Genomic DNA, 19,723 nt, shown 5'->3' with positions numbered 1-19,723 from the left:
GGATGCAGGGTTCGCAGAGGTACCAAATGGCCTATCTACTCGGTGTCGATACTGGCGGCACATATACCGATGCTGTCGTGCTGGATGACACAAAACAACGGGTCGTTGCCTCTGCAAAAGCCCTGACATCGCGCCCTGATCTGGCGCTGGGCGTGGGGGCAGCGATTGATGCGGCGCTGACCAAGGCCGGTGTGGCCGCGCGCGATATCGCCATGGTGTCCTTGTCCACAACGCTGGCGACCAATGCGCTGGTCGAAGGGCAGGGCGGGCGGATTGCCCTTGTGTTCATCGGGTTTGACGCCGCCGAACTGACCCGCGCAGGTTTGCAAGACGCGTTGCGCGGCGATCCGGTCATCGCGCTGGCAGGCGGGCATAGCCATGCCGGGGTCGAGGCTGCGGCGCTCGATCTGGCCGGTTTGCAGGTGGCATTGGCGGCGTTGGACGCGGGCATCACCGGTTTTGCTGTGGCCGCCAGTTTCGCCACCCGCAACCCCGCGCATGAAATCGCGGTGCGTGACATGATCCGTGATCTGACCGGCCTGCCCGTAACCTGTTCGCATGAATTATCCTCGGCGCTTGGCGGGCCGAAACGGGCGCTGACGGCTGTGCTGAATGCCCGCCTGATCGGCATGATCGACGGGCTGATCACCGCCTGCGAAACCCATCTGGCGACCTGCGGGGTCACCGCCCGCCTGATGGTCGTGCGCGGCGACGGGGCGCTGGTTTCAGCGGCTGTCGCGCGCGAAAAGCCGATTGAAACAATCCTGAGCGGGCCTGCCGCATCCATCGCGGGGGCCAGCTGGCTGACCAAGCAGACCGACGCACTTGTCAGCGATATTGGCGGCACCACCACCGACGTCTGCCTGTTGCGCGATGGCCGCCCGATGATCGACCCCGCAGGCGCACGCGTCGGCCCGTTCCGCACCATGGTCGAGGCGGTGGCGATGCGCACCACCGGCCTGGGTGGCGACAGCGAGGTCCATGTGACAGAAGGTCTGACCGCTGCTCTGCGGCTTGGGCCGCGGCGGTTGATGCCGATCGCGCTGGCCGCAACGCAATTTCCCGATCTTGTGCATCAGGCGCTGGACCGCGCGCTGGCCAGCGGTGTGCCTGCGTCCGATGGCGGGCAGTTCGTGCTGCCGTTGTGGCGGGTGCTGCCGCAGGGGCTCGATGCGCGCGAACAGGCGGTCGCGCAGCGGCTGGTCGATGGTCCGTTGCGGCTGGGCCAGGCGGTGCAGACGCGGATGGAAAACCCCGCGCTTGGCCGGTTGATCGGGCGCGGGCTGGTGATGTTGGCGGGGGTGACACCATCGGATGCGTCGCATGTGCAGGGGATGCAGGATGTCTGGGACAGCGATGCCGCGACCAAGGCGCTGACGCTATTCGCGCGCAGGCGCACCGGTGGTGGCCAGCAGATCGCGCCGGATGCACAGACACTTGCGCGGATGATCATCGACCAGTTGACCGCGCAGACCGTCGATTGCCTGCTACAGGCCGCCTTTGCCGAGGATGGGCGCGACTGGCCCGACCCCGCCGCCATGGCGCAGCACCCGTTGGCGCAGGCGGGGTTGGACCGGCACCGGGGGATCGTGCGGATAGACATGGCGCTGGCCTTGCCGGTGATCGGGCTGGGCGCATCGGCGCGCGCCTATTACGGGGCGGTAGGCACGCGGCTTGGCACGGAAATGCTGGTGCCGGATCATGCCGATGTCGCTAATGCCATCGGCGCTGTCGTTGGGCAGGTGCAGATGCAGGCCTCCGGCACCGTGACCAGCCCGGGCGCAGGCGCGTTCAAGGTACATCTGGCAGGCGATGTGCAAAGCTATTCCAGCCGTGACGCCGCCTTGTCCGCGATCCGCGATGCGCTGACAGCACAGGCCACGGCTGCCGCGCGTGGCGCGGGCGTCGAAGATATCAGCCTGCATGTTGCCCAAGACATCACCGAGGTCGATGTTGAAGGCCAGCCCATGTTCATCGAGGCCAAGATCAGGGTCACCGCGCAGGGCAGGCCGCGCATCGCGGCGGGGTGATTGCGGCTGGTCACTTTCTTGTCAGTCCGATTGCGCGGCTGCGCATGATGAAGGACAACGTCGCGATATTCAGGACCATATCATGCTAGACCGCTATCTTCGCCCAATGATCGACCCGCCGCTGAACCGGATCGGGCGCCGTATGGCAGCGCGCGGGATTTCGGCGGATCGTGTCACGTTGGTCGGGTTGGTGCTGGGGCTGGTGGCCGCGCTTGTGATCGCGCTTGGCGCGCCAATGCTGGCATTGGTGCCTTTGCTGGCCAGCCGTGTGGCAGACGGGCTGGACGGGGCGGTGGCGCGGGCCACGCGCCAGACCGATTTTGGCGGCTATCTGGATATCGCTGCGGATTTCCTGTTTTACGCAATGATCCCGCTGGCCTTCGTGCTGATCGATCCGGCTGGCAACGGGGCTGCGGGTGCGTTTTTGCTCGCATCGTTCTATGTCAACGGCACCAGCTTTCTGGGCTTTGCCATACTGGCTGAAAAGCATGGCCACAGGACAACCGCGCAAGGCCAAAAATCGCTGTATTATTCCAACGGTATCCTTGAAGGGACCGAAACGATCCTGTTCTTCGTGCTGCTTTGCCTGTTCGCACCTTATTTTGCGCCGCTGGCGTGGGTCTTTGGCGCTTTGTGCTTTCTGACTGCCGCACTGCGGGTCAGGGCGGCCTATCGTATCTATGTTAACTAAAGGACATCTTTGATGAAACACCTTGCCGTTCTTGCCGCCTTGCTGGCGCCTTTGCCTGCGATGGCGGATGTTGATCCCGCCGATTGGGAGGCGGTGACAGCACAGGCCGAAGGCCAGACCGTCTATTGGAATGCCTGGGGCGGATCGACGACGACGAATGATTTCATCGCTTGGGTCGGATCGCGTGTCGCGCAGGACTATGGCGTGACCCTGAACCATGTCAAACTGACCGATACCGCCGATGCGGTCACCCGCGTGCTGTCGGAAAAGCAGGCAGGCCAGAACGAAAACGGCGCGATTGACATGATCTGGATCAACGGCGCGAATTTCGCTGCGATGAAAGAGGCCGATCTTCTGTTTGGCCCCTATGCCGAACAGCTGCCCAATTGGGCGCTGGCCGATTTTGAAAACAAACCTGCCCTGCAGACCGATTTCACTGTGCCGGTCGACGGATATGAGAGCCCTTGGGCAATGGCGCAGGTCGTGTTCGTGCATGATACCGCACGGATGCCCGACCGTCTGGGGTCGATGGATGCGCTGCTGGGCTGGGCGCAGGCCAATCCGGGGCGGTTCAGCTATCCGCAGCCGCCGGATTTTCTGGGAACAACTTTCCTGAAACAGGTGCTGATCGACATTCTGCCTGATCCATCAGTGCTGGCCGAACCTGCAACAGATGCCAATTATGATGCGGTGACAGCGCCTTTGTGGGCCTATCTTGACGCGCTGACGCCGCATCTGTGGCGCGAAGGCCGCGCCTATCCGGCAAGCGGTCCTGCGCAGTTGCAGTTGATCGCCGATGCCGAAGTCGATCTGGCGATTTCCTTTAGCCCCGGTGAAGCGACTGCCGCGATCGCCAATAACCAGTTGCCCGATACGGTGCGGACCTTTGTGCTGGACAAGGGCACGATCGGTAACGCCTCTTTCGTGGCGATCCCCTATAATTCAGGGGCCAAGGCAGGGGCGATGGTTGTCGCCAATTTCCTGCTGTCACCCGAGGCGCAGGCCCGCGCCCAAGACCCCGCGATACTTGGCTATGGCACGGTACTTGCGATGGACAAGCTGTCGGATGCCGACCGCGCGCTGTTCGAGACATTGGACCTTGGCATCGCGACGCTGACACCGGCGGAACTGGGGGTCGTGCAGGATGAACCGCATCCGACATGGATGACCCGCATCAGCGACGATTGGGTCGCGCGCTACGGCGTCGCGCAGTAAACGCCGCCCATGTCCCGCCGCCGCCTGTTACCGTTGTTACCGGCGCTGACCATGCTTGCATTGCTGGGGCCGGTGCTGGCGGGGCTGTGGGGGACGGTGTTGCCGGCCTTTGGACATCTGCCTGCGGCGGGGCTGACCGGGCCGTCGCTAGACCCGTTCCGCGACCTGTTGGGTTGGGCCGGGTTGCCGCGCGCGGTGATGCTGTCGGTGGGGACCGGCGTTCTGGCGACGGTGATGTCGTTGGCTATCGTCATGCTTGTGACGGCCGGCTGGTCTGGCACGCGGGTGTTTGGGGTATTGGAACGGCTTTTGTCGCCATTGCTGGCGGTGCCACATGCTGCGGCGGCGTTCGGGCTGGCGTTCTTGATCGCGCCATCGGGCTGGCTGGCGCGGCTGACCTCGCCGGAGCTGACAGGCTGGGACCGGCCACCAGACCTTTTGATCGTGCAGGACAGCTGGGGCCTTGCAATGACCGCTGGGCTGATCGTGAAAGAAGTGCCGTTTTTGCTGTTGATCACCTTGGCTGCCTTGGGTCAGGCGGATGCCCAGCGCAGCGTGCGCGTGGCGCGGGCGCTAGGCTATGGGCGGCTGACTGGCTGGCTCAAGACCGTGTTTCCGCGGGTCTATGCGCAGATCAGGCCGCCGGTCTATGTCGTGCTGGCCTATGCGATGTCGGTCGTGGATGTCGCTGTCATTCTGGGTCCAAACACGCCGCCGTCCTTGTCGGTGCAGATCGTCAAGCTGATGGCGCATCCCGACCTGAGCCATCGGCTGGAGGCTGCGGCGGGGGCCGTGTTGCAACTGCTGCTGGTGATTGGCGCGCTTTTGGTCTGGCGTCTGGGCGAGGGTGCCGTGGCAGCCCTTGGGCGGCGGTGGATCGCAGCGGGCGCGCGCGGCAAGGCCGACCCGGTCATCGCGGGTCTGGCGCTGGTGGCCGGGGCGGTTTCGGCGCTGGCGGTTTTTCTGGGGTTGGTCGTTCTTGGGGTCTGGTCAGTCGCGGGATTCTGGGGGTTTCCCGATGCATTGCCGGACAAGATCACGATGGCGAATTGGCTGCGTTTCGGCCCTGGCACATTGCAGGCGCTGTGCGAGACAGCCTTCATCGCGGTGGTCGCGGCGCTGGTGGCACTGGTGCTCACCATCGGCTGTCTGGAGGCTGAATATCGCCATAAACTCCGCGTCAGCCAGCGTGCGCTCTGGGTGTTGTACATACCGCTTTTGGTCCCGCAAACGGCCTTTCTGCCGGGGTTGCAGACGCTGATGTTGAACCTTGGGGCCGAAGTGGGCCGGGGGCCTGTGATACTGGCGCATGTGGTTTTTGTGCTGCCATATGTTTTCTTGTCGCTGGCGGATCCGTTCCGTGCCTGGGATGCGCGGATGGGCGTGATCGCCGCAGCACTGCGCGCCAGCCCCGACGGCATTTTGTGGCGCGTGCGGCTGCCCATGTTGCTGCGTCCGGTGCTGACAGCCTTTGCCGTCGGGCTGGCAGTATCCGTCGGGCAATACCTGGCGACCTTGCTGATCGGTGGCGGGCGCGTCGCGACCCTGACGACCGAGGCGGTGGCGCTGGCCTCGGGTGGCGACAGGCGCGCGATCGGTGTTTATGGGCTGATGCAAACGGGGGCGGCGCTGGTGCCCTTCGCGCTGGCCTTGCTTATTCCGGCGCTGGTCTGGCGCAACAGGAAAGGATTGCGGCATGGATAAGGGATTATCGCTGCGCAATGTGACGATTTTCAAAGACCGATCAGCGCTGATCAGGGTGCATCAAGATGTGGCCCCGGGTGATGTCTTGACGATCATGGGGCCGTCGGGTGTGGGCAAATCCACATTGCTGGCCTTTATCACCGGCACCTTGCCCAGCGATTTCACCGCCACTGGCAGGGTATTGCTGGACGGGCATGACATCACCCATGCTGCGGCGCATCAACGGCGCGTCGGCATCCTGTTTCAGGATGACCTGCTGTTTCCGCATCTGTCGGTCGGGGCGAACCTTGCCTTTGGCTTGCCGCCGGGTGGGTCGCGGCACAACAGGCAGGCCCGGATCGACGCCGCCTTGGCCGAGGTCGGGCTTGACGGTTTTGCGCAGCGTGATCCTGCCACTTTGTCGGGCGGACAAAAGGCGCGTGTCGCGTTGATGCGGATGCTTTTGTCCGAACCCTGCGCCCTGCTGTTGGATGAACCCTTTGCGCGGCTGGATGCGGCCTTGCGCGCGCAGGTCCGCGACATGGTGTTTGACAGGGCGCGCAGCCGCGCCTTGCCGGTATTGATGGTCACCCATGATGCCGAAGATGCGCAGGCCGCAGGCGGTGTGATCATCACGCTGGGTAATGAAACTGGCCGCTGAAAACCCGCGCAACCGGATCACATCAGTGACGCAAGGTTGATCCCCACGGTCATGGCACCAACGACAGCACCCGTGGTGTCCACAATGGACATTGATACCTGTGCTTGCACTTCACCGGATGATCCATCCAGTTCAACCTCGCCAAAATGGATGGCATTCGGGCCTTTGGGGAAGGTTTCGGAAAACTTTTCCTCGTCCCCTTGCCAGTAATCCGATGTCGCTTCGGCTGCAGCGACGTTCAGGCCACGGGCATCCATCACGAAGATTTCAGCAATGGTTCCGCCAGCTGTCGCGATGCGTTGCCGCAGAAAATCAGAGGTGGGGTTTTGCAATACGTCATCGATCAGCGGAATACCCGCCATTCCGGACTGCGCCATCCACAGCGTATCAAGTTCGTTGATCTTGGCCTGATCATAGCTGCCAGAGATTGCATTCTGCGCAATGATCGCATCCACGATGATCGGGTCGGTTGCCCAATCCATAACGTGTTCAGTAACGAATTGCGCCATCTTGGGCTGCATATCCTGTGCTGCCCCAGCTGTCGCGGTCGTGGTGGCCAGCGTCATCGCGAGCCAGAAAGTCTGTTTTTTCATTTATGATCCTCCTATGCATAGCCGGATACGGAGGATTCATTTCCAGCCGGTTAAACAACGCACAGAAGTATGAACAGTTTGAATTAACCGTCAGCTTAATCGCCCTGTTGCCAACCGGCGCGTCGCGGCACGCGAAAGGCCAGCATCGGCTTGATCAGCGGTGACGCATAGCGGTCCAGATCCAGTGCTTCATGGACGCCGGTGACGGTTTCGCCGTCCAGCACCGTTTGGACGGCGGAGCGTGAATAGAACGGCGCGTCCAGCATGCCCAGCACCTGCCGGGGTGCGATGCCGGGGTCGGCGCGGGTTTCGCGCCTGATCCGCCAGCCCGACGATTTAAACGGCACGCGCGGTGGCGCGCTGACCTGTCGGGCCGTGCCGTCATGCTCAAAGGCGATGGCGGTTTCCAGCATGGACCCGTCCCGCCGCGTCGCGTCATAGATGCAGGTCGCGCCCGCCTTGGTCGGATACCGGCCCCATGTCCAGAATTTGAAGTCGTCCTCTAGCGGTCTGGTGCCGAAATTGGCGTCGAAATACCCATGCCCCGACCATTGCCAGCCCTTTGCCGCCAGATCGACCGTGATGTCCGACGATGGCGCAAATGGCCGCCAGACATGCGCTCCATCGGGCGTCAGCGGCAGTTCGACGGATGTTACCGCGCGCGGCGTGATCGTGATCTGCCCTTGCACGCGGCTGATGACGGGCGGGCCGCTGATCTCGTTGATGTCGATCACCAAGGCTTTGCCGTTCCAATGCATCGACGATGGGCCGACCTGCAATGTGTCGGTGCTGGTGCGCAGCGCCTGTCGCCCGCGGTCGGTCATGGTGAACCGCCCGCCTGGGCCGTAGGTCGCCACATTGATGCAGCAATGATTGGCCGGATCACCGCGCCCCGACCATGCATACCATGGCGAAAAGACGGACCCTATGAACCCGATGACGCTGACGGCTTTGGTGCCGCAGGCGCTGATGCCGTCGATGTACCACCAAGCATAACCCCCCGGCGGGACGTCGAGCGCAAAGCAAGGTCGCTCAAGATCGCCGCGGCCGCGTGCTGGGCGCAGAGCGTCGCCATTGGCACCCCCGCCCCCGGATGCACCCCGCCCCCCGCCAGATACAGCCCCGGCATCGCCGTTCTGATCGTCGGGCGCTTGAAGGCCGCCGTCAGACCGTGCGGGCTGCGCCCGTACAGTGAACCGAGGCTCGCGGGGAACAGATCCGCGAACCCCTGCGGCGTGGTCAGGCTGTCCGGCCCGGGTGTCGGGCTGAAGGTCAGTCCGAACTGGCGGAAACGGGCGAAAATCTGTGTCTGACATTGGGCTTTTTCCTGTTCGGGGTCGCGCAGAACGGGGGCTGCGTTCATGATGATTTCGAAACGTTGCAAGGCGTCTGGGGCTGCCGTGCCATGATCCTGCGCGCACAGGTACAATGATGCATCGCGCGGCATTTCATTGCGGGCGAGTGCGCTAAATTCCGCCTTGGGGTCATGGCCGAAAAACACAGTATGATGCGCAAGATCTATGCCGTGCGGCACAGCTGCGAAGGCATGGACATAGGCCGACAGGCTGCGCGGTGCGATACCGTCGCGTTTGACAATCCCTGCAAAACTGTCGCCCACTAATCCGGTCGCCAGCGCACGTGGGTCGCCATTGAACACGACGGTGGCGGCGGCGAAATGGCCTTTGGTCGTCTCGACCCCGCTGATCTGCCCACCTTGGCGGGTGATCCGCAGGGCGCGGGTGTCGTAATGAAACTGCACGCCGTGCCGTTCTGCCAGCCCTGCGATAGCCTGCGCGAGCTTTTGCATCCCGCCTGCGACGGTCCAGACGCCCTGCGCCTCGGCCTGCCAGATGAGCGACAGGATCGCGGGCGACTGGTAGGGTGAGCCGCCGACATAGGTCGCATAACGCCCGAACAGCTGCGCCAAGCGCGGATCGCTGAAGCTGGATTTCAGCAGCCCCGCCAGCGTGCGGTGCGGTGCCATATCGGCGATCAGGTGGGGCTGGGCCAGCACCTTGCGCGCCACGGCGATCTGGTCGGGCATGGCGGTGCGCATCATTGGCGCGTCGAAGGCATCAAACAGCCGCTTTGCGCGGGCCGAGAAACTAGCAAATTCCGCCGCTGCCACTGCGCCAAAGGCATCGCGGACATTGGCAAGGCTGGCCTGCGCATCGGCCATCAGGTCCAGCTGCGTGCCGTCGTCCCAGTAATGCCGCGCCAACGTTGCCAGCGGCGTCAGCGTGACATGATCGGCCAGATTATCACCGACATCCGCGAACAGCGTGTCAAACACATGGCGCATCGTCAGCACGGTGGGGCCGGCATCGACCGGACCCGCTGCCGATGGAATGGCGCGCATTTTACCGCCCGGTGCAGCGTGCATATCCACGACCGACACATCGTATCCCGCATGGCCCAAGCGCAAGGCAGTGGCCAATCCGGCGATTCCCGCGCCGATGATCACGATCTTTTCCGCGGATGTGGTCATTTCGCACGGGCCTCTAGTGTATCGTTTGATTTACATTGACATATGTAAACTAAAATAGACAGTATGGAAGTGAGATAGGACACATGCCATGAAAATCGCCGACCGGATCGAAGCTACAATGACCGCTGCCATCGCGCAGGGACAGGGCGGCGTGGCGCCTCCCAAACTGGCGGCGGCGTTGAATTATGCCGTCACTCCGGGTGGTGCGCGGATCAGGCCAACGATTCTGATGAGCGTGGCAATGGCCTGTGGTGATGACCGTCCGGCGCTCACGAATGCGGCGGCGGCGGCGCTGGAGCTGGTGCATTGCGCCAGCCTTGTGCATGACGATCTGCCCTGTTTCGACGATGCCGATATGCGCCGTGGCAAGCCCGCGCTGCACCGCGCGTTTTCCGAACCTTTGGCCGTGCTGGCGGGCGATAGCCTGATTATTATGGGATTTCATTTGCTTGCGCGCGCGGCGGGCGACGCGCCTGCGCGTGCGATCACGTTGCTTGATATCCTTGGCACGCGGACCGGCATGCCCTTTGGCATTTGTGCTGGGCAAGGCTGGGAAAGCGAAAGCCAGATTGATTTATCCGCCTATCATCAGGCGAAAACCGGGGCCTTGTTCATTGCCGCGACCCAGATGGGGGCCGTGGCCGCAGGGCAAGAGGCCGAACCCTGGGCCGAACTTGGCGCGCGGATCGGAGAAGCGTTTCAAGTCGCCGACGATTTGCGTGACGCGCTCTGCGATGATGCGACACTGGGTAAGCCCGCAGGTCAGGACGATCTGCACGGGCGGCCCAATGCGGTGGCCGCTTACGGCGTACAGGGCGCGGTCAAACGGTTTGACGATATCCTTGGTGGTGCGATTTCATCGATTCCCGCTTGCCCCGGCGAGGCGGCGCTGGCCCAGATGGTGCGCGCCTATGCCGATAGATTGGTGCCTGCGGGCGCGCGTGACCGGCGCACCGTGCCGGGCGAATAATGACGGATGCGGCTGTGACAATGCCGGTATCCGGGCCTGACCTTGACCGCCAAAGCGCGTCGCGTTTCACACGTCTGGTGGCCTCGCCTGCCTTTCAGAAATGGGCTGCCCGCTTTCCCCTGACACGTCGCCTGGTCCGGTCCGAAGGCCATGCGATGTTCGATCTTGTCGCCGGTTTCTGTCACTCGCAGGTGCTTTATACGCTGGTAGCGTTGGATATCCCCAAGCTGTTGTTGGTCCATGAACTGCCCTTGTCCACCTTGGCGGTGCAAGGGCGGATGCCGCCCGACCGTATGGCGGTGCTGCTGTCCGCGGCCGGGGCGCTGGGCCTGCTGAAACAGCGCAAATCGGGCCTTTATGCGCTGACAACGCGGGGTGCCGCGCTTGCTGGGGTGCCCGGTCTGGCGGGGATGATCGCGCATCATGACGTGCTTTATCGTGATCTGTCGGACCCCGTTGCGTTTTTTCGCGGTGAAGTGGACACGGAACTGGCCGATTTCTGGCCCTATGTGTTCGGCGCTGGGGCTGCGACCAACCCGGACAGTGCCGCCAAATATTCGCGCCTGATGGCCGATAGCCAGCTTTTGGTCGCCGATGACACGCTGGCAGCGGTCGATTTTCGCGGTGTCACCCGCTTGATGGATGTGGGTGGTGGGACAGGTGCATTCCTTGCGGCGGTGGGTGCGGCCTACCCGAAACTGGCGATGACATTGTTCGATCTGCCCGCCGTCGTTCCTGCCGCGCAGGACAGGTTCGGCGCAGCGGACATGACGAATCGGGTGCAGATCGTGCCAGGATCGTTCCGCGACCAGCCGCTGCCGCAGGGGGCCGATATGATCAGCCTTGTGCGCGTGCTTTACGATCACAGCGATGAAACTGTGGCTGATTTGCTGGCTGCCGCCTATGCCGCGCTGCCCACCGGCGGGCGGATCGTGATTTCCGAACCGATGACAGGCGGCGCTGCCCCGCATCGCGCGGGTGATGCCTATTTCGCGATCTATTGCATGGCAATGCGCACCGGGCGCGCGCGGTCGGCCGACAGGATTGCGGCGCTTTTGCAACAGGCCGGATTCTCCAGCCTGCGTCTGCCAAAGGCCGCGCGCCCCTTCATCACCTCGGTTGTTGAAGGTGTAAGGTAAAGTTTACACACCATGTGTCTAAAAGAATTGACACTGCCCATCAAAAAGATAAACTCAATCCAAGAGGAGGCGCTGCTGTCAGGCCAGAATGGCCCCAAGCACCGCAGGAGAGATTAATTGGAAACAAGGGCCGTCATATTATCAGCACCCCGCAAGCTGGGGCTTGATACGGTGGGAATCACACCCCCGGCGCGTGACGATATTGTTGTCCAGATCCGCCATTCCGGCATTTCCACAGGCACCGAAAAACTGTTCTGGTCCGGTGATATGCCGCCATTTCCCGGCATGGGTTATCCGCTGATCCCCGGCTACGAGGCCGCGGGCGAAGTGGTCGAGGCTGGCCTGGACAGCGGGTATCGCGTGGGGGAACATGTCTTTGTCCCCGGTGCCAATTGCTATGAAGGCGCGTTTGGCCTGTTCGGGGCTGCTGCACAGACCATCGTGACCAAGGCGTCCCGTGTGACACGGATCGACCGTGGCCTTGGGGCGGGTGGCGCATTGCTCGCACTGGCTGCCACCGCGCGGCACGCGATGGCGGGGCCGAACAAATCTGTGCCTGATCTGATCATTGGTCACGGTGTTCTGGGCCGCCTTTTGGCGCGGCTGACCATCGCGGCGGGCGCACCTGCGCCGACCGTCTGGGAAGTGGACCCTATCCGCATGGCGGGTGCCAAGGGATATCAGGTGATGACACCCGAAACCGACACGCGCCGCGATTATACATCCATCTATGATGCCTCCGGCCGTGGTGATCTGCTGAACGAGTGGATCGGGCGCATCGCCAAGGGCGGCGAGATTGTTCTGGCGGGTTTTTATACCGCGCCACTGCAATTCGCCTTTCCGCCCGCCTTTATGAAAGAGGCCCGTTTGCGCATCAGCGCGGAATGGAAAGCTGACGATATGACAGCCACACGCGCGCTGGTCGAAAACGGCACTTTGCGCTTGGGCGATCTGATCACACACGAACAAGCCGCCGAAACCGCGACCGCTGCCTATGAAACGGCGTTCAGCGATCCGGCCTGCCTGAAAATGATTTTGAACTGGGGAACCGCATGAAAGATGAAATACCGAACCTGAAGGATTTCGATCAGCGTCTGCGCGATGAAGCCCACGAGGAACCTTCGCTCGAAGTGCCAAGCGGGCCGCCCACATCAAAAACCCAGATCATTGCGATTTATGGCAAGGGCGGGATCGGCAAGTCGTTCACGCTGGCCAACCTGTCCCACATGATGGCCGAAATGGGCAAGCGCGTACTGCTGATCGGCTGCGATCCTAAATCGGATACCACCAGCCTGTTGTTCGGCGGCAAGGCCTGCCCGACGATTATTGAGACATCCGCCAAGAAAAAACTGGCGGGCGAAGAGGTCGCCATCGGCGATGTCTGTTTCAAACGTGGTGGCGTGTTCGCGATGGAACTGGGCGGGCCAGAGGTTGGCCGCGGTTGCGGCGGGCGCGGTATTATTCACGGGTTCGAATTGCTCGAAAAGCTGGGGTTCCATGATTGGGACTTTGACTATGTCCTGCTCGATTTCCTGGGCGACGTGGTCTGCGGCGGTTTCGGCCTGCCGATTGCGCGCGACATGGCGCAAAAGGTGATCCTGGTCGCGTCCAACGATCTGCAATCGCTTTACGTCGCCAACAACGTCTGTTCGGCGGTGGAATATTTCCGCAAGATGGGCGGCAATGTCGGTGTGGCCGGTCTGGTCATCAACAAGGACGATGGCACCGGAGAGGCGCAGGCCTTTGCCGAAGCCGTGAAAATCCCCGTGCTTTGCGCGATCCCGCAGAACGACGATCTGCGCAAGAAATCCGCGAATTACCAGATCGTGGGCAGCTATGACAGCGAATGGGGCCCGATGTTTGCGGGTCTTGCCGATGCGGTTGGTATTGCGCCACCTGTGCGCCCGACCCCGCTGGACCAAGACGGTCTGCTGGGGCTGTTCGATGCCAAGGATACCGGCGGCGATTACAAACTGGTCCCTGCCACCGACATGGACATGCGCGGCAAGAACGCTGTGGCCAAAGAAAGCCTGGAGGTCATTTACGATGACGCCTGAGCCATCCCGCCAAACCCGCGAGGAAGTGCGCCAGATGCTGGCGAACGCCCGCCCCGACCAGTTGCAACGGCTGCTTGGCGCGATCGCCCGCGTTCCCGTGAAGGAGGCGCAACATTATGACGCTTGATCACCAGACTCAAGGTTACGAAGTCGGCTATGACGAGGCGGGCAATGTCCGCATCATCGAAGGCGAGGCTGTCGTGGCGACACCCGAGGTCGCGCAGACAGCATTGGCTGGCGGCTGTTCTTCGGGCGGCACGATGAAGGACGCAGCACGCGCTGCGGGCAAATCCGACATTCTGGACCAATATGCCAAGGACTATCCGCAAGGACCACATGACCAGCCACAATCCATGTGTCCGGCGTTCGGGTCTTTGCGTGTGGGCCTGCGTATGAAACGCGTGGCGACAATCCTGTCGGGGTCTGCCTGCTGCGTTTACGGGCTGACCTTTGTGTCGCATTTCTATGGTGCGCGCCGGTCTGTCGGCTATGTGCCGTTCAATTCCGAAACGCTGGTCACCGGCAAGCTGTTCGAGGATATCCGCGAAAGCGTGCATGATATGGCCGATCCCGACCGTTATGATGCGATCGTGGTCACCAATCTGTGTGTGCCGACGGCGTCCGGTGTGCCTTTGCGCCTGCTACCGCGCGAGATCAACGGCGTGCGGATCGTTGGCATCGACGTGCCGGGGTTTGGCATCCCCACCCATGCCGAGGCCAAGGATGTTCTGGCCGGTGCGATGCTGGCCTATGCCCGTGAAGAGATCAAGGCAGGCCCCGTTGCCCGCCCTGTCGGCGGCAAATCTGACCGCCCGTCTGTTGCCCTGCTGGGCGAGATGTTCCCCGCCGATCCGATGATGATCGGCGCGATGCTGGCGCCCATGGGTCTGGCCGCTGGCCCAGTTGTGCCCACCCGCGAATGGCGCGAGCTTTATGCCGCCCTTGATTGCGGTGTCGTGGCAGCGATCCATCCGTTCTATACGGCATCGGTGCGCGAATTTCAGGCGGCTGGGCGTAAGGTCGTAGGCTCAGCGCCTGTCGGATACCACGGTACCGCCGCATGGCTGGCCGCGATTGGCGAGGCGTATAATGTGCCTGCCGCGCAGATTGCTGCGGCACAGAACGCATTTTTGCCTGCGATTACCGCCGCCCTTGGTGGCGCGCAGATCAAGGGCACCGTGACGCTGTCGGGCTATGAAGGCTCTGAGCTGCTGGTCGCGCGTCTGCTGATCGAAAGTGGCGCGGATGTGCCTTATGTTGGCACCGCCTGTCCGAAAACCCCTTGGTCCGCCGAGGATGCTGCATGGCTGGAAAGCCGCGGTGTGAAGGTGAAATACCGTGCCTCGCTCGAGGATGATCTGGCGGCTGTGGATGCGATCAACCCTGATCTGGCGATTGGCACCACGCCCGTGGTGCAACATGCCAAGGAACGCGGGACGCCCGCGCTGTATTTCACCAACCTGATTTCCGCGCGTCCCCTGATGGGGCCAGCCGGTGCCGGGTCATTGGCGCAGGTCGTCAATGCGGCGATTGCGGGCAAGGAAAAGATGGACACGATGCGCGCCTTTTTCGAAGGCGTGGGTCACGGCGATACCGCCGGTGTCTGGGAAGGGTCACCCAACCTGCGCCCTGATTTCCGCGCGATGCATCAGAAAAAGCTCGACAAGCAGGCGCGTGCGGCTGCGGCGGAGCAGATGATATGATGGCGTATTTTGGAACAAAATCGTCATGGTGCGGGAAAGAGATTGGCAAAGCCAATCGCGGCCGCACAGCGACCGCAGGGGGCGCTGCCCCTGCTGCGCTCCCCCGGAGTTTTTTGAACAAAGCGAGGGGCGGATCATGCTGATCATGGATCACGACCGCGCGGGCGGCTATTGGGGTGCGGTTTACGCGTTTTGTGCCGTCAAGGGATTGCAGGTTGTCATCGACGGGCCTGTGGGCTGCGAAAACCTGCCGGTGACGTCGGTCTTGCATTACACCGACGGCTTGCCACCGCATGAATTGCCGATTGTCGTGACCGGCCTGGGCGAGACCGAGATGGGCGAAGGCACCGAGGCGGCGATGAAACGCGCTTGGGAAGTGCTTGATCCCGCACTGCCTGCCGTGGTTGTCACAGGGTCGATTGCCGAGATGATCGGGGGCGGTGTGACGCCGCAAGGTACCAATATCCAGCGGTTCCTGCCGCGCACGATTGACGAGGATCAATGGGAAGCCGCCGACCGCGCGATGACCTGGATTTTCACCGAATTCGGCATGACCAAAGGCCGGATGCCGCCTGAAAAGAAGCGGACCCCAGGCGAGGCGCCGCGCGTCAATATTTTGGGTCCGATGTATGGTGCGTTCAACATGCCATCCGATCTGGCCGAGATCCGGCGCCTGATCGAAGGCATCGGCGCCGAGGTCAATATGGTGATGCCTTTGGGTGCCCATGTGGCCGAGATGCGCAACCTGGTGAATGCGGATGTGAATATCTGCATGTACCGCGAATTCGGGCGTGGCCTGTGCGAGGTGCTGAACAAGCCCTACCTGCAAGCGCCGTTCGGGATAGATTCCACCACGAAATTCCTGCGCAAGTTGGGCGAATTGACAGGGCTGGACCCCGAACCGTTTATCGAGCGCGAGAAGCATTCGACCATCAAACCGGTCTGGGATCTGTGGCGGTCTGTCACGCAGGATTTCTTTGCTACGGCGGAATTCGCCATTGTCGCGAATGAAACCTATGCCCGTGGCATCCGCCATTATCTTGAGGGTGATCTGGGTTTCCCATGTGCCTTTGCCGTTGCGCGCTGTCGTGGCAAAAAGACCAACAATGACGAAGTGCGCGCGATGCTGCATGCCAAGCGCCCGCTGATCGTCATGGGGTCGATCAACGAGAAAATGTATCTGGCCGAAATGAAGGCCGGACATGGGCCAAGCCCCGTGTTTATCCCCGCCTCTTTCCCCGGTGCTGCGATCCGGCGCGCCACGGGCACCCCGTTCATGGGCTATGCCGGTGCGACCTATGTGCTGCAAGAGGTCTGCAACGGGCTGTTCGATGCCTTGTTCCACATCCTGCCCTTGGGCACGGACATGGACAGGACCGATGCCACGCTGACGCCTTTGCGCCGCGATTTCCCTTGGGATGCGGATGCACAGGCCAAGCTGGACGAGATCGTGGCGACGCACCCGATCCTCACACGAATTTCCGCCGCCAAGTCTCTGCGCGATGCCGCAGAGCGGGCTGCGCTCGACGCCGGCAACGACAGGGTCGTGCTGGAGACCGTCGAAACCCTGCAACCATCCTTGGGAGGACGCAAATGACTGATTTCACCACAGACGCACCGATGACACGGGCGCGGCACACGGCCCCGAAACGGGAATATTATGCGTATTTCGCGCTGATCTTTCTGGCGACCCTGCCGCTGGCGATCCTGACATGGGTCCTGTTTGCGGCGCGCCGGATGGAGCTGCCCGAACACGGGCCCATCGCCAAGGCCTGGACCCAGGCGCGCATCATCACGCCGCATATCTTCAACGCATGAAGGTACGGCACGACATTTGTCCGGAAACGGACATCACGATATTCGTCATTCCCCCCCGGGATGGCGGATTAGGGCAGAGGACAAGCTTCTGTCGTAACCCGGCCGCGGGGGCTGCGCGGCGTCAGTATTCTATTTTGGAGACAAAACATGGCTGACAAATCCGACCTTTCGTTCACAGGTCTCACTGATGAGCAAGCGCAAGAGCTGCACTCAGTTTATATGAGCGGGTTTACGATCTTCACGATCGTGGCCGTCGTCGCGCATATTCTGACGTACATCAAGCTGCCTTGGTTCAACTGGTAAGAAGAGGAATATCCACATGGCACAGTTCTATAAGATCTGGCTGGTTTTCGACCCACGCCGCGTATTCGTGGCACAGGGCGTTTTCCTGTTCCTGCTGGCAGCGATGATTCACCTCGTCCTGCTGAGCAATGAAGCAACAAACTGGTTCCAGCTGGCCTTTGGCGGTTGATCAGCGCTTTCAATAACATCGCTACGGGCGGGACTTTGGTCCGCCCGCGGCAAACACCGACATTGACGATCACAGGGCGCAGCCGAACGGGGATGCAGGGCCTGTAGCATATGGAGTAGGAAGATGGCACAGCTCAGCTTCGAAAGAAAATACCGGGTCCGTGGCGGGACATTGGTAGGCGGAGATCTGTTCGACTTTTGGGTGGGGCCATTTTATGTTGGCTTCTTCGGGGTCACGACGTTCTTTTTCGCCGTCCTTGGGACAATCATGATTTTTTACGGGGCCAGCCAAGGCCCAACATGGAATCCGTGGCTGATTTCGATTGATCCGCCACCACTCGAATACGGCCTTGGTGCCGCACCTTTGCTGCAAGGCGGATTGTGGCAGATCATCACGATCTGCGCTGTCGGTGCCTTCCTCAGCTGGATGATGCGCGAGGTCGAAATCTGCCGCAAACTGGGCATCGGCTATCATGTGCCTTTTGCCTTTGGCGTTGCGATCTTTGCCTATGTCACGCTGGTCATTATCCGACCGGTGTTGCTGGGGGCTTGGGGACATGCGTTTCCTTATGGCATCTTCAGCCACCTCGATTGGGTGAATAACGTGGGCTATGCTTACGGCAACTTCCACTACAACCCGGCCCATATGGTCGCGATCAGTTTCTTCTGGATCACGACACTGGCGCTGGCGCTGCATGGATCGCTGGTTTTGTCCGCGGTCAACCCCGGCAAGGGCAAGACCATCGGCGCGCCTGATCACGAAGACACCTATTTCCGCGATCTGATCGGCTATTCGATCGGGCCACTGGGTATCCACCGTCTGGGCCTGTTCCTTGCGCTGATGGCCGGTTTCTGGAGCGCGGTCTGTATCGTGATTTCCGGCACCATCTGGTTCGAGGAATGGATCGTCTGGTGGGATTGGTACTATGAACTGCCCTGGTGGGTAGACCTGTAGGAGGGTATGAAAATGGCTGAATATCAAAATATCTTCACGCAAGTCCAAGTCCAGGGCCCTGCCGAAATGGGGGTCGTTGCCGACGCGGACACGATGCGCGAACGCACCAAAGGCACCCGGTTCTCGACCTTGCTTGGCCTTTTTGGCAACGCCCAGATCGGGCCTGTCCATCTGGGATCAAGCGGGATGATCGCGGTCATCGGCTTTGCGGCATGGTTTTTCATCATCGGGATGAATTTCTGGGCCGAGGTCGGCTATAGCCCCGGTCTGTTCTTCCGTGACCTGTTCTGGCTGTCGCTGGAACCGCCGGGGCCACAATACGGGCTGGGCTTTGCGCCCCTGGCCGAAGGCGGATGGTGGCTGATCGCCAGCTTCTTCTTTCTGGTCGGGTGCTGTGCTTGGTGGCTGCACACCTATCAGCGCGCCAAGGCGCTGGGTATGGGGCTGCATGTTGCTTACGCCTTTGCCGCGCTGCTGTGGCTGATCTTTGTGCTGGGTCTGATCCGGCCGATCCTGATGGGATCATGGAGCGAGGCCGTCCCTTACGGAATCTTCTCGCACCTTGACTGGACCAACCTGTTCTCGATCACCCATGGTAACCTGTTCTACAACCCGTTCCACGCGCTTTCGATTGCGTTCCTTTACGGGTCGGTGCTGCTGTTCGCTATGCATGGTGCGACGATCCTTGCGGTCAGCCGTTTCGGTGGCGAACGCGAGATCGAACAGATCGTGGATCGTGGCACGGCATCTGAACGGGCTGCATTGTTCTGGCGCTGGACCATGGGCTTTAATGCCACGATGGAAGGTATCCACCGTTGGGCCTGGTGGTTCGCGGTTCTGACACCGCTGACAGGTGGTATCGGGATACTGCTGTCCGGAACTGTCGTGGACAACTGGTTCGTCTGGGCACAAATCCACGGCTATGCGCCCCTGAACTGAGGAGAGAGACCATGAAAAACAACGACATCCTCCAAATGAACAGCAAAAGCAGGCTGACCGCTGACATCACCTTCCTGATGCTCAAAGGTGCGGGTTATGCAGCGCTCTTCGTTGTGGCGATCTGGTTCTTCATCGGGGCGTTCGCCTTGATCGGCGAGGCACTGCCCGAGGAAAGCCGCAGCACGCCCGACCCGGTCAACCGGGCGGCACCGATGGAAGACGCGGTCGCTGACTAAAAACCCATTGGATCAGGCATCGCGCGACGCCTGCCTGATCCTTCGCTGTCGGATCACCCTTCCCTGGTCGGTCC

21 protein-coding genes are annotated in these 19,723 nt (G+C 61.7%); 18 read left to right on the top strand and 3 right to left on the bottom strand.

All coding sequences use genetic code 11. The features are described 5' to 3' along the window. The first annotated feature begins 26 nt into the window (after nt 1-26). From ACPF9B_RS13200 to ACPF9B_RS13180, 5 genes are all read left to right on the top strand, one after another. Nucleotides 27-2,030: a hydantoinase/oxoprolinase N-terminal domain-containing protein gene (locus ACPF9B_RS13200; protein ID WP_424177939.1), complete on the top strand. Its 2,004-nt coding sequence runs from the start codon at nt 27-29 to the stop codon at nt 2,028-2,030. Between the two features lie 82 nt (nt 2,031-2,112). Further along, a complete protein-coding gene (locus ACPF9B_RS13195; protein ID WP_040482966.1) occupies nt 2,113-2,721 on the top strand; it encodes a CDP-alcohol phosphatidyltransferase family protein in 609 nt (202 codons plus the stop codon). Nucleotides 2,722-2,733: 12 nt separating this feature from the next. Continuing rightward, nucleotides 2,734-3,936: an ABC transporter substrate-binding protein gene (locus ACPF9B_RS13190; RefSeq protein WP_424177936.1), complete on the top strand. Its 1,203-nt coding sequence runs from the start codon at nt 2,734-2,736 to the stop codon at nt 3,934-3,936. A gap of 9 nt (nt 3,937-3,945) precedes the next feature. After that, nucleotides 3,946-5,640 carry an ABC transporter permease gene (locus ACPF9B_RS13185; protein WP_424177934.1) on the top strand — a complete coding sequence of 565 codons (1,695 nt, stop codon included), beginning with the start codon at nt 3,946-3,948 and terminating at the stop codon, nt 5,638-5,640. Further along, nucleotides 5,633-6,280, top strand: a complete 648-nt coding sequence (locus ACPF9B_RS13180) for an ATP-binding cassette domain-containing protein (protein WP_424177932.1) — start codon at nt 5,633-5,635, stop codon at nt 6,278-6,280. Before ACPF9B_RS13185 ends, ACPF9B_RS13180 begins: the two co-directional genes overlap by 8 nt. 17 nt (nt 6,281-6,297) lie before the next feature. Here the strand turns inward: ACPF9B_RS13180 and ACPF9B_RS13175 are convergent, their stop codons facing one another. The 3 genes from ACPF9B_RS13175 to crtD all read right to left on the bottom strand — a co-directional run bounded on the left by ACPF9B_RS13175 (nt 6,298) and on the right by crtD (nt 9,361). Continuing rightward, entirely contained in the window at nt 6,298-6,873 is a 576-nt protein-coding gene (locus ACPF9B_RS13175; protein ID WP_424177930.1) for a PDC sensor domain-containing protein, read from the bottom strand. Nucleotides 6,874-6,968: 95 nt separating this feature from the next. After that, nucleotides 6,969-7,844, bottom strand: coding sequence for a carotenoid 1,2-hydratase (gene crtC, locus ACPF9B_RS13170; RefSeq protein ID WP_424180429.1), 876 nt, complete (start codon nt 7,842-7,844; stop codon nt 6,969-6,971). Then, nucleotides 7,799-9,361: a 1-hydroxycarotenoid 3,4-desaturase CrtD gene (crtD, locus tag ACPF9B_RS13165; RefSeq protein ID WP_424177928.1), complete on the bottom strand. Its 1,563-nt coding sequence runs from the start codon at nt 9,359-9,361 to the stop codon at nt 7,799-7,801. Before crtD ends, crtC begins: the two co-directional genes overlap by 46 nt. Nucleotides 9,362-9,449: 88 nt before the next feature. Between crtD and ACPF9B_RS13160 the strand changes: the two genes are divergently transcribed. From ACPF9B_RS13160 to pufX, 13 genes are all read left to right on the top strand, one after another. Next, nucleotides 9,450-10,331, top strand: coding sequence for a polyprenyl synthetase family protein (locus ACPF9B_RS13160; RefSeq protein WP_007206405.1), 882 nt, complete (start codon nt 9,450-9,452; stop codon nt 10,329-10,331). Further along, on the top strand, nt 10,331-11,470 hold the full coding sequence (locus tag ACPF9B_RS13155; protein ID WP_007206406.1) for a methyltransferase: 1,140 nt from the start codon (nt 10,331-10,333) through the stop codon (nt 11,468-11,470). Before ACPF9B_RS13160 ends, ACPF9B_RS13155 begins: the two co-directional genes overlap by 1 nt. A 117-nt stretch (nt 11,471-11,587) precedes the next feature. Next, nucleotides 11,588-12,526: a chlorophyll synthesis pathway protein BchC gene (gene bchC / locus ACPF9B_RS13150; protein ID WP_424177925.1), complete on the top strand. Its 939-nt coding sequence runs from the start codon at nt 11,588-11,590 to the stop codon at nt 12,524-12,526. Further along, nucleotides 12,523-13,527, top strand: a complete 1,005-nt coding sequence (locus ACPF9B_RS13145) for a chlorophyllide a reductase iron protein subunit X (RefSeq protein WP_007206408.1) — start codon at nt 12,523-12,525, stop codon at nt 13,525-13,527. The genes bchC and ACPF9B_RS13145 overlap by 4 nt, the downstream gene beginning before the upstream one ends. Beyond that, nucleotides 13,517-13,654, top strand: coding sequence for a hypothetical protein (locus ACPF9B_RS13140; protein WP_424177923.1), 138 nt, complete (start codon nt 13,517-13,519; stop codon nt 13,652-13,654). The genes ACPF9B_RS13145 and ACPF9B_RS13140 overlap by 11 nt, the downstream gene beginning before the upstream one ends. After that, a complete protein-coding gene (bchY, locus tag ACPF9B_RS13135) occupies nt 13,644-15,230 on the top strand; it encodes a chlorophyllide a reductase subunit Y (protein WP_424177921.1) in 1,587 nt (528 codons plus the stop codon). The genes ACPF9B_RS13140 and bchY overlap by 11 nt, the downstream gene beginning before the upstream one ends. A 136-nt stretch (nt 15,231-15,366) precedes the next feature. Next, complete coding sequence (gene bchZ / locus ACPF9B_RS13130; RefSeq protein WP_424177919.1) at nt 15,367-16,827, top strand: chlorophyllide a reductase subunit Z; 1,461 nt, start codon at nt 15,367-15,369, stop codon at nt 16,825-16,827. Further along, complete coding sequence (pufQ, locus tag ACPF9B_RS13125) at nt 16,824-17,048, top strand: cytochrome PufQ (RefSeq protein WP_007206412.1); 225 nt, start codon at nt 16,824-16,826, stop codon at nt 17,046-17,048. Before bchZ ends, pufQ begins: the two co-directional genes overlap by 4 nt. A 147-nt stretch (nt 17,049-17,195) precedes the next feature. Then, entirely contained in the window at nt 17,196-17,351 is a 156-nt protein-coding gene (pufB, locus tag ACPF9B_RS13120; RefSeq protein WP_007206413.1) for a light-harvesting antenna LH1, beta subunit, read from the top strand. Between the two features lie 16 nt (nt 17,352-17,367). Continuing rightward, nucleotides 17,368-17,520, top strand: a complete 153-nt coding sequence (pufA, locus tag ACPF9B_RS13115; protein ID WP_007206414.1) for a light-harvesting antenna LH1, alpha subunit — start codon at nt 17,368-17,370, stop codon at nt 17,518-17,520. A gap of 123 nt (nt 17,521-17,643) precedes the next feature. Beyond that, nucleotides 17,644-18,474, top strand: coding sequence for a photosynthetic reaction center subunit L (pufL, locus tag ACPF9B_RS13110; protein WP_007206415.1), 831 nt, complete (start codon nt 17,644-17,646; stop codon nt 18,472-18,474). Between the two features lie 12 nt (nt 18,475-18,486). After that, nucleotides 18,487-19,413: a photosynthetic reaction center subunit M gene (gene pufM / locus ACPF9B_RS13105; protein WP_040483288.1), complete on the top strand. Its 927-nt coding sequence runs from the start codon at nt 18,487-18,489 to the stop codon at nt 19,411-19,413. Between the two features lie 11 nt (nt 19,414-19,424). Then, a complete protein-coding gene (gene pufX, locus ACPF9B_RS13100; protein WP_007206417.1) occupies nt 19,425-19,649 on the top strand; it encodes an RC-LH1 core complex protein PufX in 225 nt (74 codons plus the stop codon). Nucleotides 19,650-19,723: the final 74 nt, after the last annotated feature.

The sequence above is a fragment of the Yoonia sp. TsM2_T14_4 genome (assembly GCF_049602355.1).
Lineage (GTDB): Bacteria > Pseudomonadota > Alphaproteobacteria > Rhodobacterales > Rhodobacteraceae > Yoonia > Yoonia vestfoldensis_A.
Note: the sequence above shows the minus strand (reverse complement) of the source record. Positions and strands in the feature narration are given on the sequence as shown.

Bases quoted from the DNA above. Each gene is read 5' to 3' on its own strand.
- pufB (WP_007206413.1), top strand. From the start codon at position 17,196: ATGGCTGACAAATCCGACCTTTCGTTCACAGGTCTCACTGATGAGCAA.
- ACPF9B_RS13175 (WP_424177930.1), bottom strand. From the start codon at position 6,873: ATGAAAAAACAGACTTTCTGGCTCGCGATGACGCTGGCCACCACGACC.
- ACPF9B_RS13180 (WP_424177932.1), top strand. From the start codon at position 5,633: ATGGATAAGGGATTATCGCTGCGCAATGTGACGATTTTCAAAGACCGA.
- ACPF9B_RS13190 (WP_424177936.1), top strand. From the start codon at position 2,734: ATGAAACACCTTGCCGTTCTTGCCGCCTTGCTGGCGCCTTTGCCTGCG.
- bchZ (WP_424177919.1), top strand. From the start codon at position 15,367: ATGCTGATCATGGATCACGACCGCGCGGGCGGCTATTGGGGTGCGGTT.
- ACPF9B_RS13155 (WP_007206406.1), top strand. From the start codon at position 10,331: ATGACGGATGCGGCTGTGACAATGCCGGTATCCGGGCCTGACCTTGAC.
- crtD (WP_424177928.1), bottom strand. From the start codon at position 9,361: ATGACCACATCCGCGGAAAAGATCGTGATCATCGGCGCGGGAATCGCC.
- ACPF9B_RS13160 (WP_007206405.1), top strand. From the start codon at position 9,450: ATGAAAATCGCCGACCGGATCGAAGCTACAATGACCGCTGCCATCGCG.
- pufQ (WP_007206412.1), top strand. From the start codon at position 16,824: ATGACTGATTTCACCACAGACGCACCGATGACACGGGCGCGGCACACG.
- ACPF9B_RS13185 (WP_424177934.1), top strand. From the start codon at position 3,946: ATGTCCCGCCGCCGCCTGTTACCGTTGTTACCGGCGCTGACCATGCTT.
- ACPF9B_RS13200 (WP_424177939.1), top strand. From the start codon at position 27: ATGGCCTATCTACTCGGTGTCGATACTGGCGGCACATATACCGATGCT.
- ACPF9B_RS13145 (WP_007206408.1), top strand. From the start codon at position 12,523: ATGAAAGATGAAATACCGAACCTGAAGGATTTCGATCAGCGTCTGCGC.
- pufX (WP_007206417.1), top strand. From the start codon at position 19,425: ATGAAAAACAACGACATCCTCCAAATGAACAGCAAAAGCAGGCTGACC.
- pufM (WP_040483288.1), top strand. From the start codon at position 18,487: ATGGCTGAATATCAAAATATCTTCACGCAAGTCCAAGTCCAGGGCCCT.
- ACPF9B_RS13195 (WP_040482966.1), top strand. From the start codon at position 2,113: ATGCTAGACCGCTATCTTCGCCCAATGATCGACCCGCCGCTGAACCGG.
- pufA (WP_007206414.1), top strand. From the start codon at position 17,368: ATGGCACAGTTCTATAAGATCTGGCTGGTTTTCGACCCACGCCGCGTA.
- ACPF9B_RS13140 (WP_424177923.1), top strand. From the start codon at position 13,517: ATGACGCCTGAGCCATCCCGCCAAACCCGCGAGGAAGTGCGCCAGATG.
- bchY (WP_424177921.1), top strand. From the start codon at position 13,644: ATGACGCTTGATCACCAGACTCAAGGTTACGAAGTCGGCTATGACGAG.
- pufL (WP_007206415.1), top strand. From the start codon at position 17,644: ATGGCACAGCTCAGCTTCGAAAGAAAATACCGGGTCCGTGGCGGGACA.